The sequence below is a fragment of the Afipia sp. GW823-FHT06G09 genome, from assembly GCF_058794875.1.
Window position 1 is genome coordinate 299,428 of sequence record NZ_JBXAHF010000005.1, and the last position, 15,569, is coordinate 314,996.

Sequence of the window (15,569 nt, forward strand, 5' to 3'; positions counted from 1 at the left end):
TTATGCTATTGCGCCACACCTTGCTCTATATGCCTGCGCAACTCATCGGGCCGCTGTTCCAGTTGATCGCCATGATTGTCTGGACTCACGTCGTCAATGAACACACCTTGGGCGTCATCACACTGGTGACAGCGACGCACGAACTCCTGCAAATCGGCTTTCTCGCCTGGTGGTCTCAGTATGCACTCCGTTTCTTCGGCCGTTTTCAGACCGGAGAGGAAGCTCAACGCTTCTATCGGACGGAAAATGCGATCTTGCTGCTTTCCGTGTTCATCCAGAGTGTTGCCATAATCGGCATCCTTTTTTTGGTGATTGCACCAGACGCCAAGGCCGGACTTCTGACGGCGACAGTCGCCTACGTCCTCACCCGATCGCTCAATCTTTACATCGGTGAGCGCGCTCGCGTACAGCAGAAGATCGGCGTCTACTCAGTTCAACAGATCATCGGCCCAGCGTTAGGCTTTCTGATCGGCCTCCTCATGATCGATCTGTTTGGTCAGAATCCCGAATGGCCGCTCGCCGGCTACGCTATCGCGCAGCTCGCCGCGGTACTCATTGTTCTACCGAAGATCGGCTTTGGGCGCAATCTCTGGCCAGTTGATCGCACAATCGTCAATCATGCATTGCATTACGGTATTCCAATCATTGTCGGCAGCGGACTCGGCTGGGTCGGCCTCAATGCTTCACGCTTTATCGTCAACGACATATTGGGTGTCGCTGCAGCTGGCCTGTTCGCCGTTGGTTACGGCCTCGGCCAAAGGGCTGCCGCCGTTGCTGCAATGCTGGTAACAGCTGCAGCCTTCCCGATAGCCGTAAAGCGGATGGAAAGCAGCGGCAGCAACGCCGCGATGCAACAGCTTTCGGAAAATAGCGCGCTTCTTGTCGCTATTCTTGCGCCGAGCATCGTTGGGATCTTCATGTTGCGAACGGAAATTGTCCACCTGCTAATTGCAATGCCATTCCAGCAAGTGACCCTCGCTGTCCTGCCGCTTTCGGTTCTGGCGGGTGCGATCCGTAACCTGCGCGCCCATTTTGGCGATCAGGTGTTTCTCCTTCATAGTCGAACCCGCCTGATGATCGTCGTCGCGAGCATCGACGCAGTGGTGACTGTGGCTCTCAGTTTCGCCTTTATCTGGTATTGGGGCATTATCGGCGGAGCCGTCGCGACTGTCATTGCCGCTGCGGCTGCCGCGATTACGAGCTTCGCCATCGGATTCTCCCAGTTCAATCTCACACTGCCGCTGGGCCATCTTTTCCGTATTGCGATTGCGACCGCCGCGATGGGAGCGGCTCTTCGCCTGATGCCGGAAGCCGCAAACTTCATATCGCTGGCTGCGCATGTGGCGAGCGGTGCGGCCATTTATAGCGTCGTGCTGGTCCTGCTCTATGCGCCCCTAATGTTCAGGATGCTGCGCGCCCGTCCACAACGATCGCAAGCATGACAAAGAGACAGGAGGGAGGCTATGTTCGTTTTGAATTACGGAAAGCCCGCGCCATCGCGAACCAAAGCGGCTTCTTCTGCATCGCATCGTCGAACGGCAAAGGCCGCGGAAGCCGTTCCGCAAGAGGGTTCTTCTTCTTTGCTGCACCCGTGTAGAATGAGTAATTGTCGGCAAGCTCCCAGGCGATCACCATTTTGACAGCGGCGATACTCAAGACGTTATTCAGAAACCTCTCGGCCGTATCTGCAATCATGGCGTCACGGGCTGGAATGTCGTCCGGAAACGTATCGTCGCGTACGTCGAATTCCGTGACGTAAATATCGACCTTTCGTTCAGCGAGCGCATGAACGAATTCGGCGAATCGCCCAGCATCGTACGGGTAGCGCGGCTGAAGGTGACCCTGCAGGCCGACCGCATGAAGCGGCACGCCCGCATCCTTCAACTCATCAACCAGACGCAACAATCCCTCGCGAACGGCTCGACCGACCGCATCATCGCGCTCAGTCTGAGCTTCGTTGAGTACAAATCTCGTGTTCTTGTCGGCCAAAGCTGCGCGTTGAAATGCACGACGAACATAGTCGGTGCCGAATGTCTCATACCATGGGCCAAGCCGATACTCGCCAGGCGCCTTGTGTCCGGGCCAGAACGGCTCGTTGACAATGTCCCACGACTGCAGCTTTCCTTCATAGCGACCGACGACTTCTTCGATGTACTCGTCGAAGAACCTCTTCCGCTCCGCCACACTCATGCTCTTGATCCATGACGGAACCCATTCGTTCCAAATGAGGCAATGCCCTCGCATGGGAATGTCGTTTCTTGCACAGAAATTCAGCAAGCGATCTGCGCTCTCGAAACGCTTCGGTCCGGATTGCGGCGCGATGGTGCCCATTTTCAAGGCTATGTCGGTCGTGACGATGCGCGCGTGCCTTGTGTAGAGTTCACGGTAGGCAAGATCCTTATCGATAACCGGACCGGCAGCAGCTCCGAACACGAATCCATTTGCTGCCGCAATCGCGCCGAGACTTTCATCCGCCGCAGCGAACGCATCACCGCCGCTCACTGCAACTCCCGCGCCAGCGAGCACCGTTATCGCCTCCCGGCGAGACAACTTCACATGCATGGCAGATCTCCATCGCGAGAATGATTTAGTTTCATTGTCATCGTGCTCTTTGGACAAGACGCCATCGTTGCGACGCATTGGTACGTTTTCGTGACGATGCTCATCGATAGAAGTTTTTGGCACGTAGAGTTCCGTCGCCAGAAACGTCCAAGCCGTTGAGCACGCCACATTGTCATCAGGGGGATAGACATGCTGGAACCGAATCTGCATCGTTCAAACGATGTGACTGTCGATGGAATCACCATCAACATTCTCTCTATGCCTCAAGCTGTATCGTCGATCGTCTCGGCAACACAAAGCGGCGATAGCTTTATTGTCTGCACACTCAATCTCGACCACGTCGTGCAATTGCAGCGACGGCCGGACTTTCGCGCCGCTTATCGCCGGGCGCGCTTTGTCACCGCCGATGGGTTTCCCATTGTTGCACTCGGCCGTCTCGTGGGCGCGCAGATCGAGAGAACGACCGGTGCCGACCTTGTCGAACCTCTCTGCGAGCAAGCCGGACGAAGCGGAATTCCTGTCTATCTGCTTGGGTCCGACAACCTGACACTTCACAGAACAACGCGCCGCCTGTCGCGCCGCTTCAGCGGGCTTCAGATTGCCGGATACTATGCACCCAGCGGCGATTTTGACCCTTACTCGGACGAAGCAGACCGGGCGATCGAAAGTATTCGAAGATCGGGAGCGAGACTTTGCTTCATCGCGTTAGGCGCCCCCCGGCAGGAGGTTTTTGCCGCGCGTTGTCTCGACAGCCTTCCGGGGGTTGGGTTGCTCTGCACCGGGGCGGCCCTCGACTTCATCGCCCACACTCAGAATCGCGCACCGCGAATCACTCAAAAGATCGGTCTTGAATGGGCGTGGCGAATGCTGCGGAGTCCCCGCCGGCTCGGACCACGTTACGCGCGCTGTATGGCCATCGTTCCACGGCTGGTAGCGCGCAGTATCCCGCAAATTGTAAGTGCACGGACAAGGAAAGCGGCATGACATCCTCGGTCACACTGGCGCAGCGCGCGCGCAATGCAAGCCACGCCGGCGCGCGGTATCAGATTTGCCTGATTCATCCATTCGATCCGCGCGGCCAGAAAGTCGGCGGTCTGGAAACCTATATCCGGGATTTCATCACGTTTCACCCGACCGATACCGATCTGCTTTTCATCGGTACCGATTCCGTCGGCGATCTAAAGCTCGGAGAGGTCCACAAGCTCACCTTTAGGGGCCGTACGTTCGATTTTCTGCCCATACTGCATTACTCTGACAGTCGGGCGCGGGAAGCCGCCCGCACTATCCGCTCGTCACTGACCGGGCAGTTCTTCGTCGCGCTTCTACGCAACTTCGGCCTGATCTCCAGACAGATTCGCAAGAGGCGATGCTCGATCGACCTGCGCCGTGTTGAATTCTCCTGGCTACCGGCTGTCCTTCGCCTTCCGTTCGTCCAGATGCTTCACGGCGAGGGCGTTCCCAAGCTCCAGATGGATTCGCTGCTTCGCAGATATTCCTTCGTCCACAATGCGGGCGAGCGCTTTGCCATGGCGACGAGTGAGAAATTCCTGTGCGTGAATCCCTACATCACCGAACGTCTTCAGAAAACCTATCCTCGTCAGAGAGAGAAGATCGACACGCTGTGGACCTGGGTCAATACCGATATCTTCAAGCCTCAACCCCTGCCTCGCGATAACAAGTCTTTCCGCGTCGTTTTTGCCGGTCGGCTCGACGAGTTCAAGGATCCGGCGTTGATGTTCCGGACCATCGACCGTCTGCGTCAGGTGATGCCCGAGAAGGTGGAATTTCATTACATTGGCACCAGTGATCCGCGTCGATTCCCGGAGTTCGCGGCGATCGAGACCATCACAGTTCGTCATGGATTCAAGGACGCAGCCGGAATGGCTGCGACACTCGCGTCAGTCCATGCAGGCATTCTGACCTCCGAGTTCGAGGGAATGCCGCGATTTGTTCTCGAAACCCTTGGGGTGGGACGACCCGTTGTTGCCGTACATCTGCCTCAACTCGAGGCGGTGATCCGCGATGGCGAAGCCGGGTATCTCGTTCCGCGAAGCGACTCAAAGGATGACATGGTGGAGCGCCTCGTTCACCGTTTCATCGACGTTCGCAACGCCATCGCAAGGGGCGAGATGGAATCATCCCGTATCGCGGCCAGTATTCGGACCTTTACGCCGGGCACTCAACTCGCCCGTGTCTTCCGCTATCACCAGGAAATTCAGAACACCCGGGGCTTGGTGACTCCGCAAGCCTATTGAGGGACGCTCGATGAATATCCTCTTGCTGACGAGTGAGTTCGCGCCCGCGACAGGCGGAATTGGGACCTACGCAAGGGAGATCGCATCGGCGGCTACCGAACTCGGCGCGCGGGTCACTGTGGTAGCTCCAGATTACTCCGAATGTTCGCTGGAGATCGACAGGTCCCTTCCCTTTCAGCTTTATCGCTTTCGCGGTGGGCTACACTCGATGCGGAATCTTCCCGCCAAAATTCTTCTCGCCTACAATCGGGTGCGCATCGAAGACTACGATGTAATCCATGCGGCAGATTGGCCGTTCTTCATTCCCTTGGCCCTGTCGCGGCATCGGACCCAGGCGCGCTTACTGATGACCGTCCACGGTTCGGAAATCAATGAGACTCAAACACCGCTCAAACGGTTTGCGATTCGAGCTGCAGGCGTATTTGGACCGAGAACCGAGGTCGCTGCCAACAGCCGGTTCACGCGGGAACTCTTTCGAGAACGGTTTACAATTGAAAGCGAGCGCATTTCTGCGATCCCGCTCGGCGTCTCGGATTTCTGGTTCGGCCCGCGCAAAAACCGAAAGGCAACGCGTCATGCCTATGGCGTGGGGCTGGATAAGATTGTCATGGTGACCGTCGCCCGTCTTACGCGCCGCAAGGGGCACCTCATGACGCTTGCGGCCTTATCGCGCTTGCCGGACGAATTGCGCAGGCGCATCGCCTGGCTCGTGATTGGTCCCAACGGCGAGGCAGATTATGTCGAGGAATTCCGCGACATGATCGAGACTGCGGATTGCGAAGTTCATCTTCTCGGATCATTGCCGAACGAGAAAATCCGCGACATCTATGGCGCAAGCGATTTCTTTTGTCTGACCGGAATTCCGGATTCGCTGGGGCGCGTCGAGGGTTTTGGCCTGGTCTATCTCGAGGCAGGTGCGGGTGGCTTGCCGAGTGTCGCGACAGCAATCGGTGGGGTTCCCGATGCTGTTCTCGCCGACGAGACAGGAGTGCTTATTGAGCCCGACGTCGAGGCCGTCGCCCAGGCAATCACTGAACTGGCCGAAGACAGTAATACGCGCTCAATTCTCGCGGCCGGCGCAGCCACACATGCCCGCGCGCTGTCCTGGGAACGTTGCGCCGCCGAGACATACGGCCTGCCCCGTTCGAGTCTGCGAACTGGTGTTGAAAAAGTGGAGCAGCCCCTTCCGGCAAGGGCGGTGCCCCGGGAACATCCCGCACCTCGCGCCGCGGCCGTGGGCTGCTGACAATGCGAGCTTTGATTGCAGCCGTCACTGGGATTCTGATTGCGGTCAACTCCGCGAATGCTGAAAGCTGCACAAAAAGCCGGGATTATCTGCTTGGAAGTCTGGGCGGGGACCTGATGCAACCCCCGCAATCCTATCAAAACCTGTTCAAGATCTGTCTTGCGACCATGAACATGTCGAACGTCAAGGACGCCTTTATCCTGAGAGACGGTGGGATCGCTGTAATCCCGAAGCAGGACAGCGTGGCGGCAACGGCTGCGACGCTGTCGGCCTTCTGCGATGCCTACCCGCGCGGCACCTTGCGGTTTCTCAGCCGCAAGGATCTTGTTCAGCCCCCCTCGGTGACGAGCATTGTCCGAATGTCATCCACCGCATCGACGCCTTGCCGGAAGATAAAGGGCAACGCTTCGTCCTGAGCATCGACCAGGCCACTTGCACAGGGGATGAGATCAGCAGACCGCCGGCATGATGCTGCTATCTGCAGCGACGCACACGCACGCCATCGACCCACACCGTACGGCAAACAACGGCCGGCGGCCGGCGCACAACCACCGCTCCCCGGGCCCCGGCGCAGCCGGCGCGGTACACTCCGCGGGCGCAAACCGCCGCATTGGCATCAGTCGTTTCGACAACCATTGTTCCTGAAAATGCGAGGATGGCGGAAGCAATAAGCAGAAGCGAGCGCATGGCAAACTCCTTAGGCTGTCTTGGTTGGTCTTGGGGCAAACAACATTCGCAAGAGCGCGTCAGGGCCTGAGAACTATTTCTTCTCTGCTGCAGTCAGCACTTTCTTGCATTCAGGTGTGAGCTTGTCGCTTGACTTGGACAGGCAGGCGATAATTCGCCCTCCTCCCGGAGCAACGCCTTTACAGAATTTTTCATAGTCCCCCATGCAAGCGCTGCGCTGCTCGGTTGTCAGATCCTGTGAGTACGCGGAGCCGGAGACGCACAGAAGAGTGGCTATCAACATGGCATATCGCATGTGTTTGTTCCTTTCCGATTGTCAGTGATCGTGTGTGGCAAACAGAGATTCATTCCCTGCAGTTCCGCACGTGTCTTAGGGAAACGATAAATTGGGGTTCTTGCTTCTTGTTTAAGGAGCCGCTGTACTGAGACGAACCAAAGCCTTTGATCAGACAACTGTTCAAGGCCAGTTTGTCGCACGCGGTCAGTCGCGGGGGGAGAACCATGCAGGATATCAGGACCAGGTGGCTTACATTCTATGCTGAGCATCTCGAGCAAGCCTCGAAGGAAATGTTCGGTCACGTCGAAAAAATGATTGTGGCCACGTTGGTCATATCAGCAGGCGCACATGTCTCCAGCACCGACCCGGCCATACTTCTGTTCGGTTACTTGCGTCATAGCTTCATTGGCCGCGGCGTCGAACTATTCGGTATCGTTCTTCTCTTTCTCAATTTTCTCGACGGCTTCTACAAACTTTCAAAACTGAATTGGCATGTCGCCTACCAGATCCTGATGTCGATTTTTTACATTGTCCTCAGCGTCCGGCTGGTTCAGTTGATCCTTGCCTTTCGTGGGGAATAGCCGACCGCTGCGCGACCTACTGCGCGGCGAACTGACTCAGAACATCCTTGCACGCCGGTGAAAGCGAACCGGCCCGCACAGCCAGACATTGAACGATGCGGCCACCACCAGGCACGACGCCGTCACAAAGTGTGCGGACATCCGCTCCGCAGGCGGATCTCAGGACAAACAATTCCTCCCGCGGCCGCATTGGGCGCAAGACCAGGGCGGGCGCCGGGGCTGCTGCTGTAGCTCCTGCGGGGGCCGCCGGTGTGCCCCCGGCGGCCGGCGCGGTTGCGGTGCCGCTCACCGCGCTCACCGCCTGCTGGCAACTCGCCGAAAGCTTTGACTTGTTCCTTTCAAGACAATTCAACGCCGGCGCACCGCCGGGCGGGACACTGGCGCAGTTCTTCTGGTAATCCGAGCGGCAGGCGCTGCGCATGGCTGCTGTCTGCGCGTCGCTCGGCTTTTGCGCTGATGTGGTCGCTGCTGCTTTGGGAGCAGCGGCTGGCGCAGCCGCTTTCGCCGGTGCTGACGCGGCGGGAGCCGGTGCAGTTTCTGCGTTCGGTGCAGCGGCCGGTTCGATAGCCTTGACCGCCTGCTGGCAGGAGCCCGACAGCTTCGACATATTCTTCTGCAGGCACTGCAACGAAGCGGCTCCGCCGGGCGGTACGCTGGCGCAATTCGCTTCATAGTCTGAGCGGCATGCAGAGCGGATGGCATTTCGTTGCTCATCGGTAGGTTGCTGCGCGACGACCGATATCGTTGTCACCCAGAAAATCGTTGCCGTGAGCGACCATAGCGCTGCCACACGTCTCAACGTGTCGATCATTTGAAGAAATCCTTATTGGCGTCCGGAAGACGATGCCCGCAAAGAAGTGAATTCAAAAAAATTGTCAGAAAATTCTTAGCGGTCGATATCATTTTCTCTTTTGGGTTCCACCGCAAGTAGATTGTTGGTATCCATGAGACAGTGATTGCTATCCCGGAGCGGAATAATTTCCGCGAAAAATAATTTAACAGGGCATCGAAATGAAACCTTCGTGTCCGGCCAGCATTAAATTTCCCAGCGCTGCGAAGCGCAGTGCATCGTCTATGCTGCGTATTCCTCCAGTCATTTTTTTCCTGACTGCGCTAACAGCTTGCGAACAGAATAGTTTTGTACCGCCACCGCCGCCGAAGGTTGACGTTGGTCTTCCTGTGCAGCGCACCATCACTCGGTATCTAACAGCCACTGGCAATACCGGACCGGTCAATACGGTCGACCTTGTTGCCCGCGTCCAGGGATTTCTCCAATCGATCTCCTATCAGGATGGGGCTTTCGTAAAGCAGGGCACGACGCTATTCACAATCGAGCCTGAGACTTACAAGCTGAAGCTGGAGCAGGCACAGGCGGCGGAAGCTGGTGCGCAGGCCTCGTTGAGGCAGGCTGAGTCCGACTTCAAGCGTCAATCCGATCTGGTCTCGCGGCAGGTCGTGTCGCAGGCGACTCTCGAACAGTCCACATCCTCGAGGGATAATGCGCAAGCCAATCTCCAGCAGGCTCAGGTCAATACCAAGATCGCGGCAGTCAATTACGGCTATACGAATGTCGCCGCGCCGTTCGACGGAGTCGTGAGCGCGCGCCTCGTCTCGATCGGCGAACTCGTCGGTGCTTCTTCGCCGACCCAGCTCGCGACCATCGTTCAGCAAAGTCCGATCTATGTAAATTTCAACGTCAATGAACAGGACGTCTTGCGGATACGCGCGGCTGCCGCTGAGAAGGGTCTCACGACGCAGGATCTCAAGGAAACGCCGATCGAGGTCGGGCTTCAGACCGAAAGTGGCTTTCCTCACCGAGGAAAGCTCGACTACGCCGCGCCGACGGTCAATCAGTCGACCGGAACGCTTGCAGTCCGCGGAATTCTGACGAATGCCGACCGGGTCCTGCTGCCGGGATATTTCGTACGCGTTCGCGTTCCTCTCGATCAGCAGAAGGATGCCTTGCTGATTCCCGATGTCGCGTTGGGAAGCGATCAGGCTGGAAGATATGTCCTTGTGGTCAACAAGGAGAATGTCGTCGAACAACGCAAGGTACAGACCGGCCCTCTCGAAGGTGAGTTGCGTGTGGTCGAAGACGGACTGAAACCTGATGACCGTGTTGTGATCGCTGGCCTGTTGCGCGCAATTCCCGGCCAAAAGGTCGATCCTCAGCTGCAAAAAATAGAACAGCCTCGCGCTTCGACAAACTAAGTCCGGAAACCGGCCATGATCTCGAAATTCTTCATCGAACGGCCGGTCCTTTCAAACGTCATCGCGATCCTGATGATCCTGATCGGCGGCGTGGCCTTGTTGGGCCTTGCCGTCGCACAGTACCCCGACGTGGTTCCGCCGACCGTGCAGGTCACGACACGCTATCCAGGCGCCAGCGCCAAGACGGTCATCGACACCGTCGCGCTGCCGATCGAGCAGCAGGTAAACGGCGTCGAAGGCATGCTCTACATGCAGTCCTACAGCGCTGCTGATGGCACCTACTCGCTCACAGTAACATTCAAGATCGGCACCGATCTGAATTTCGCGCAGGTGCTGGTCCAAAACCGGGTTTCCAGCGCGTTATCCTCCCTTCCACAATCGGTTCAGACGCAAGGTGTCACGGTCCAGAAGAGGTCGACGGCAATCCTGCTGTTCGTAACTCTGACTTCACCGAACGCCACCTACGACAGCCTCTTTCTCAGCAACTACGCCACGATCAACATTCGGGATGAGCTATCGCGCCTTTCCGGAGTTGGTAACGTTACTGTTTTTGGTGCTGGTCAATACTCCATGCGAGTCTGGCTTGATCCAGACAAGCTGCAAGCCCTGGCGCTCACGCCTCAGGATGTCATCCAGGCAATTCAGCAGCAGAGCCAGCAAGTCACTGCCGGGCAAATCGGAATGCCCCCGACGCCCCCCGGGCACGCGTTCCAGTACACTCTCAACATCAACGGTCGGCTCGAAGATGTCCGCGAATTTGAGAATGTGATTGTCAAGACTGGTAACAACGGCGATGTGGTCCGCGTTCGTGACATCGGGCGCGTTGAACTTGGCGCCCAGACCTATAGCCAAATATTTTCGCTGGACGGAAAACCAGCGATCGGAATTGGCGTCTTTCAGTCGCCGGGCGCGAACGCGCTTCAGGTCCAGCAGGCCGTAAAGCAGAAGATGGCCGATTTGGCGCGCGGATTCCCGCAGGACGTGAAATTCGACATTCCGTTCGACACGACAAAATTTGTCACGGCGTCGATTCACGAAGTTTATAAAACATTGATCGAGGCGGGATTTCTTGTCCTCGTTGTGATTCTGGTGTTCTTGCAGGACTGGCGCGCCATGCTGGTTCCGGCAACGACAGTCCCAGTTACCATCATCGGGGCTTTTGCCGCGATGGCGGCACTTGGCTTCACCATCAATCTGTCGACACTGTTTGCCATCGTACTTGCGATCGGAATCGTGGTCGACGACGCCATCGTCGTCGTTGAAGGGGCTGCCCACAACATTGAGCAGGGCCTGTCGGGTCACGATGCCGCGATCAAGGCGATGGATCAGTTATTCGCGCCGATTATCGGAATCACACTGGTTCTGGTGTCGGTATTTCTCCCGGCGGCTTTCCTTCCTGGTCTGACCGGCCGCATCTATGCGCAGTTCGCGCTGGTAATCGCCGCAACCGCTTTGATCAGCGCTATCAATGCTGCGACCCTGAAGCCCACGCAATGCGCGCTCTGGCTTCGGCGGCCAATCCCGCCAGAGCAGCGTAACTGGTTCTATCGCGGCTTCAACTCGATCTATGACCGGGTCGAGAGGGGTTACAGTTCATTCATCGATCGCATGGTTCGGCACAGCAATATCTCATTGATCATCGCGCTGATCCTGATTGCTATCGGCGGCTATGGCCTGTCTCGCGTGCCAACGGGATTTATTCCGATCGAGGATCAGGGATATCTGCTGGCAACCGTGCAGTTGCCAGATGGTGCCGCGCTCGACCGCACCCAGCGCGTGCTGGATCAGGTTACTGAAATCGCCGGAAAGACACCAGGCGTTGCGCAGGTTATCGGCATCTCCGGCATTTCGGCACTTGATAACAGTTCCAGTCTCGCCAATGCAGGCGTTGCCTATCTCATCCTGAAGGACTGGGAGGCACGTGGTCCCGGAGAAGATTTGCGCTCTCTCGTCGTGGGACTAAATCGGAAGCTCGAGGCGATTACGGAAGCGCGGATTTTCGTGCTTCCCCCTCCGCCCATTCAAGGTATCGGCAATGCCGCCGGTTTTGCGATGCAGGTTGAGCTGCGTGACGGCAATTCCGATTTCGGCAAACTCCAGGCCATCACCCAAGCGGTGGTCGCTAACGCCCTGACGCAAAGCGCGCTACAACGTGTCAGTTCTCCGTTCCGCTCAATGGTCCCGCAGTTCGACGTCGAGGTTGACCGGATCAAGACACAAACACTACATGTCACGACCGATCAGGTATTCTCGACACTGGCGGCCTATCTCGGGTCGTCCTATGTCAATCAATTTAACAAGTTTGGACGCACCTTTCAGGTCTATGCCCAAGCCGATGCACTGTTCCGCCTGACTGCTAAGGATATCGCACACCTGACGGTGCGTAATCAACAAGGCGCGATGATCCCGCTTGGCACGATCGCGACAATTACCCCGGCTGTTGGCCCTTCTCTGATCAGCCTGTACAACCTCTACCCGTCAGCGACCGTTATTGGATTGCCGTCGCAGGGTTACAGCTCTGGCCAATCCATTACGCTGATGGAGCAAATTGCCGACAAGACATTGCCGCCGGGCACAGGCTACGAGTGGACGGCGATGTCATATCAGGAGAAAGCCGTCAGCAACCAGATTTACTACGTGTTCGGCTTCGCCCTGCTGCTGGTTTATCTGGTTCTGGCTGGACAGTATGAAAGCTGGTTTGCACCAATTGCGGTTATTCTTGCCGTGCCGCTATCCCTGCTCGGCCCTATGGCAGTCCTCACAGGGCTAAGGATCGAAAATAACCTTTACACACAGATCGGACTGATCCTGTTGATCGCGTTGTCGGCCAAGAACGCCATTCTCATTGTGGAAGTCGCGCTGGAACTCCATGTCCGGGATCGCAGACCACTGCTGGAATCTGCCGTCGAAGCCGCGCGGGCAAGGTTCCGGCCAATCCTGATGACGTCGTTTGCCTTTATCCTCGGCGTGGCTCCGCTGGTCTTCGCTACCGGCGCCGGCGCGAGTGCCCGTAAGTCAATCGGCATCACCGTGTTCAGCGGGATGCTTGCTTCGACCTGCCTTGCCGTTCTGTTCGTTCCGACATTCTTTGTCGTGATACAGCGGTTCGAGAACTGGCTCGCCGAGCGCAAGACGAAGAAGGCCGCTTCGCAGCCAGTCGGAGCGGGACCTTAGCGGCCAGGATATGCTCCGAACTGCTTAGGCCAGGTGGAAATCGCTCTGGTGCGTGTGCAATTCTACCGATGAACTGAAGCGCGTCGTTATCGCGTGATCGTCATGGCTGGTGAAAAACTCGACGCTTGTCACGGCTTGAACAAGAGCGGCTACATCGCCCCCGTTACCGGACCACGATTTTTCGAACTGCGTGAAATCGGATGTCGATTGGCTGTGGTCAAAATTGCGACCGAGATCAGACCTGAAATCGAAGCTGTCCGCATCGCGCCCTCTCCCGGACGTGCTGCTCCAGTTAAATGTCACGCTGTAGCTGGTCGAGAAAGAGCTGTGATTATCGTGCGATGAATTCATCTGACTTGAGTAGTCGACCGCTGAGCGAGACCATCCAGTATGCATATCCGTGTGGTCCGAACGATCGGAGTCAAAATTGCTCGGAACAGGCGTCTGTGCTGATCCATGGGCGCGCATATCGCTGATGCCGCTTACGCCATTTGACTCATATGTGACATGCTCCCTGTGGGATAATGAAGCTATGTCTGTCGACGAGTTTGGTCGATCGTCTCTTTCCGGTTTTGATTCATTGGAGCAGTTATCGCTGCAACCGGCAGAATCTATCATTTCCGATTTGTGACGATCTTCTCCCTGATTTTCCGAGGCGACGTCGCTGGCTCCTGTCACCGGTTCACGGTTGTCGCTTACTGTAGTCAAATCTTGGTCACTCAAGGCACTCGCACTGTCATCGTGGAAATGATGATGGTGCTGGTGACTTTCCGCGATCACGAGATCGAACTGATCAACGGCTGTCGCATTGTGCTCGTCGCTCGCGATAACTTTGATATGGAGTACGCATTCTTCTCCCTTCGGCGACGTTCCGGAAAACGTCATCGACACGGGATCGAACGTAAGCCAGCTTGGAAGTGGATCGCCATTCGCCAACGTCGCACGGAAAGTCAAGGTATCGTTTGCATCGAGGTCGGCAAACACGCACGCCGGGATGACATACTCGAATCTGCAGCCTTCCCTAGCCCGCTGGTCCGGAATAGGATGTTCGACGGTTGGCTTGTCGTTCAACCCATTGATGGTCAGCGTTAAAGTCTCAGGAACAATGGATGTTCCGGGCTGGCTATCGAACCCAATCGTATAGATTGCCGATTCCCCAACGCCCAAAAATGCAAACTGGCTCGCGTCGTATGTTACGACGCCCGTTGCAGGATCGATATGCACCAGGCTGGCAAGATTGACGCCCTGAGGGGCCGGTACAGTGCTTTCCACGCCGGTCACGCTACCAGTGCCTGATACATAGCGCCCTGTCGACTGATCTACCACCTGTCCATTGATTGAAACCGTAACTTGATCGCTGATGGCAAAATTCCGTTCGACGGGGCCTTGCGACGCCTGAACATCCACGACGTTTGCCACTGCAATCGCGCGCACCGCCGGAGCCGGGGGAGCATCCGGAAAAATCAGGAGATCCTGCGGCGTCGCGAGGGCCGGCGTAATAACAACGCCGCTTGCAAGAGCGATCAGGCCCGGCACACCGGACTCGATTCCTAGCGCAGAAGAAATCCCGGCAAAATTTGCAAGGGGGTTTACGCTGGAACCGGTTTTGTCGCCTCCCGGTCCGTTTGGATTGTAGTTGGGATAGTAGATCTGGAAAACCTGCTGAATAAGACCTCTCTCGCTTTGAATATCGGCAAGCGTCTTTAGCTGATCTATCGCGGAGACCGGCTGCCCTGCGCCGAGCGGCGTGACAATCGTGACGAGACCAGCGTGAGATACAACCTTGAGGAGCTCTCCGGTCCCCTTGTCGTAAAGATGAAACGATCCAATCTTTCCGTCTGGCTCTTTGAGCACGGAGAACTTGCTCGGCCCATCGTCTGAGACGATTTCCACCATAACAGCTGTGCCCCGGATTCCCATTGTGGCAACCGGTGTTTCGACGCGCATGTTTCCGAATTTCGCAGTATGCCCGGCAACAAGGGTAATCGTGCCCTGTATCAGGCTTAAAAGCGACGAATTGGACGACCCGTTTGGATCATACGTCATCTCATCCAGAACAATGCGCGCATTCGATGCAAGTCCCAGCGCCGTGCCATCTACGAAGCTGATTCCAATCGTCGTGTCCGGACCGGTCTGGACGACGTCTCCCTTGAGAAGCCTATCGCCTTGCTTTAGTTCGACAGGCACACCATTACGCGTTACGACTGCGGTGCCGCTCACCTTCGCGACATTTCCCACAGCAGCTACCGCGCTCGCAATCTGGTCAGCCTGCACGTACTGGACACGTGCCGTCATCGCTTCGATCACGCGCCCCGCAAGGCTCGCTCCTTCCGGAGACATCAGTGATGCGCGGTACTCGCCCTTGAAGTATTCTTTTACGGTGAAACTTTCCGGTCCGCTGGAAATAACCAGATCAAGGCCGAGCCGATCGTAATGACCAGAAAACAACAGGCCGGCATCGACAAAGACTGCCGGGGCGCATACAGCGGGGCACTCAATTCCGTTCGCAGCAAATACGAACCCGTCAGAAACTACAGTCCCGGCCAACCCTTGCATACTGAGATTGCTGCTCATTT

At 56.8% G+C, this 15,569-nt stretch carries 13 protein-coding genes; 8 read left to right on the forward strand and 5 right to left on the reverse strand.

Translation table 11 applies throughout. The features are described from left to right. Positions 1–2: 2 nt before the first annotated feature. Complete coding sequence (locus AC1Q67_RS22335) at positions 3–1,442, forward strand: lipopolysaccharide biosynthesis protein (RefSeq protein ID WP_492237266.1); 1,440 nt, start codon at positions 3–5, stop codon at positions 1,440–1,442. Between the two features lie 19 nt (positions 1,443–1,461). On the opposite strand, the gene AC1Q67_RS22340 is transcribed toward AC1Q67_RS22335, so the two are convergent. Beyond that, positions 1,462–2,772, reverse strand: coding sequence for an endo-1,4-beta-xylanase (locus AC1Q67_RS22340; RefSeq protein WP_492237265.1), 1,311 nt, complete (start codon positions 2,770–2,772; stop codon positions 1,462–1,464). Here AC1Q67_RS22340 and AC1Q67_RS22345 point away from each other — a divergent pair. The 4 genes from AC1Q67_RS22345 to AC1Q67_RS22360 all read left to right on the forward strand — a co-directional run bounded on the left by AC1Q67_RS22345 (position 2,752) and on the right by AC1Q67_RS22360 (position 6,479). Continuing rightward, the gene (locus tag AC1Q67_RS22345) at positions 2,752–3,546 is read left to right on the forward strand and encodes a WecB/TagA/CpsF family glycosyltransferase (RefSeq protein ID WP_492237264.1); all 795 of its coding nucleotides are present in this window, start codon (positions 2,752–2,754) and stop codon (positions 3,544–3,546) included. The two genes, AC1Q67_RS22340 and AC1Q67_RS22345, sit on opposite strands and share 21 nt — an antisense overlap. Beyond that, complete coding sequence (locus AC1Q67_RS22350; RefSeq protein WP_492237263.1) at positions 3,543–4,817, forward strand: glycosyltransferase family 4 protein; 1,275 nt, start codon at positions 3,543–3,545, stop codon at positions 4,815–4,817. The genes AC1Q67_RS22345 and AC1Q67_RS22350 overlap by 4 nt, the downstream gene beginning before the upstream one ends. A gap of 10 nt (positions 4,818–4,827) precedes the next feature. Next, positions 4,828–6,063, forward strand: a complete 1,236-nt coding sequence (locus tag AC1Q67_RS22355; RefSeq protein WP_492237262.1) for a glycosyltransferase family 4 protein — start codon at positions 4,828–4,830, stop codon at positions 6,061–6,063. Positions 6,064–6,179: 116 nt separating this feature from the next. Then, entirely contained in the window at positions 6,180–6,479 is a 300-nt protein-coding gene (locus tag AC1Q67_RS22360; RefSeq protein ID WP_051358640.1) for a hypothetical protein, read from the forward strand. A gap of 58 nt (positions 6,480–6,537) precedes the next feature. On the opposite strand, the gene AC1Q67_RS22365 is transcribed toward AC1Q67_RS22360, so the two are convergent. Together AC1Q67_RS22365 and AC1Q67_RS22370 are read right to left on the reverse strand one after the other, a co-directional pair. After that, positions 6,538–6,750: a hypothetical protein gene (locus AC1Q67_RS22365; RefSeq protein WP_081710841.1), complete on the reverse strand. Its 213-nt coding sequence runs from the start codon at positions 6,748–6,750 to the stop codon at positions 6,538–6,540. A gap of 73 nt (positions 6,751–6,823) precedes the next feature. Then, positions 6,824–7,045, reverse strand: coding sequence for a cysteine rich repeat-containing protein (locus AC1Q67_RS22370; protein ID WP_492237261.1), 222 nt, complete (start codon positions 7,043–7,045; stop codon positions 6,824–6,826). 206 nt (positions 7,046–7,251) lie between these two features. On the opposite strand from AC1Q67_RS22370, the gene AC1Q67_RS22375 reads away from it, so the two are divergent. Further along, the gene (locus AC1Q67_RS22375; RefSeq protein ID WP_492237260.1) at positions 7,252–7,608 is read left to right on the forward strand and encodes a hypothetical protein; all 357 of its coding nucleotides are present in this window, start codon (positions 7,252–7,254) and stop codon (positions 7,606–7,608) included. A gap of 16 nt (positions 7,609–7,624) precedes the next feature. Here AC1Q67_RS22375 and AC1Q67_RS22380 read toward each other — a convergent pair whose 3' ends face one another. Continuing rightward, entirely contained in the window at positions 7,625–8,419 is a 795-nt protein-coding gene (locus AC1Q67_RS22380) for a hypothetical protein (RefSeq protein ID WP_492237259.1), read from the reverse strand. 263 nt (positions 8,420–8,682) lie between these two features. Here AC1Q67_RS22380 and AC1Q67_RS22385 point away from each other — a divergent pair, with 263 nt between their 5' ends. Together AC1Q67_RS22385 and AC1Q67_RS22390 are read left to right on the forward strand one after the other, a co-directional pair. Next, positions 8,683–9,819: an efflux RND transporter periplasmic adaptor subunit gene (locus tag AC1Q67_RS22385; protein WP_492237258.1), complete on the forward strand. Its 1,137-nt coding sequence runs from the start codon at positions 8,683–8,685 to the stop codon at positions 9,817–9,819. 15 nt (positions 9,820–9,834) lie between these two features. Then, entirely contained in the window at positions 9,835–12,993 is a 3,159-nt protein-coding gene (locus AC1Q67_RS22390) for an efflux RND transporter permease subunit (protein WP_492237257.1), read from the forward strand. A 24-nt stretch (positions 12,994–13,017) separates the two neighbouring features. Here the strand turns inward: AC1Q67_RS22390 and AC1Q67_RS22395 are convergent, their stop codons facing one another. Next, a complete protein-coding gene (locus AC1Q67_RS22395; RefSeq protein ID WP_492237256.1) occupies positions 13,018–15,567 on the reverse strand; it encodes a putative Ig domain-containing protein in 2,550 nt (849 codons plus the stop codon). Positions 15,568–15,569: the final 2 nt, after the last annotated feature.

Coding starts and splice junctions, on each gene's coding strand:
- AC1Q67_RS22375 (WP_492237260.1), top strand. CDS start 7,252: ATGCAGGATATCAGGACCAGGTGGCTTACATTCTATGCTGAGCATCTC.
- AC1Q67_RS22365 (WP_081710841.1), bottom strand. CDS start 6,750: ATGCGCTCGCTTCTGCTTATTGCTTCCGCCATCCTCGCATTTTCAGGA.
- AC1Q67_RS22360 (WP_051358640.1), top strand. CDS start 6,180: ATGCAACCCCCGCAATCCTATCAAAACCTGTTCAAGATCTGTCTTGCG.
- AC1Q67_RS22335 (WP_492237266.1), top strand. CDS start 3: ATGCTATTGCGCCACACCTTGCTCTATATGCCTGCGCAACTCATCGGG.
- AC1Q67_RS22345 (WP_492237264.1), top strand. CDS start 2,752: ATGCTGGAACCGAATCTGCATCGTTCAAACGATGTGACTGTCGATGGA.
- AC1Q67_RS22385 (WP_492237258.1), top strand. CDS start 8,683: ATGCTGCGTATTCCTCCAGTCATTTTTTTCCTGACTGCGCTAACAGCT.
- AC1Q67_RS22380 (WP_492237259.1), bottom strand. CDS start 8,419: ATGATCGACACGTTGAGACGTGTGGCAGCGCTATGGTCGCTCACGGCA.
- AC1Q67_RS22340 (WP_492237265.1), bottom strand. CDS start 2,772: ATGCAGATTCGGTTCCAGCATGTCTATCCCCCTGATGACAATGTGGCG.
- AC1Q67_RS22390 (WP_492237257.1), top strand. CDS start 9,835: ATGATCTCGAAATTCTTCATCGAACGGCCGGTCCTTTCAAACGTCATC.
- AC1Q67_RS22370 (WP_492237261.1), bottom strand. CDS start 7,045: ATGCGATATGCCATGTTGATAGCCACTCTTCTGTGCGTCTCCGGCTCC.
- AC1Q67_RS22395 (WP_492237256.1), bottom strand. CDS start 15,567: ATGAGCAGCAATCTCAGTATGCAAGGGTTGGCCGGGACTGTAGTTTCT.
- AC1Q67_RS22350 (WP_492237263.1), top strand. CDS start 3,543: ATGACATCCTCGGTCACACTGGCGCAGCGCGCGCGCAATGCAAGCCAC.
- AC1Q67_RS22355 (WP_492237262.1), top strand. CDS start 4,828: ATGAATATCCTCTTGCTGACGAGTGAGTTCGCGCCCGCGACAGGCGGA.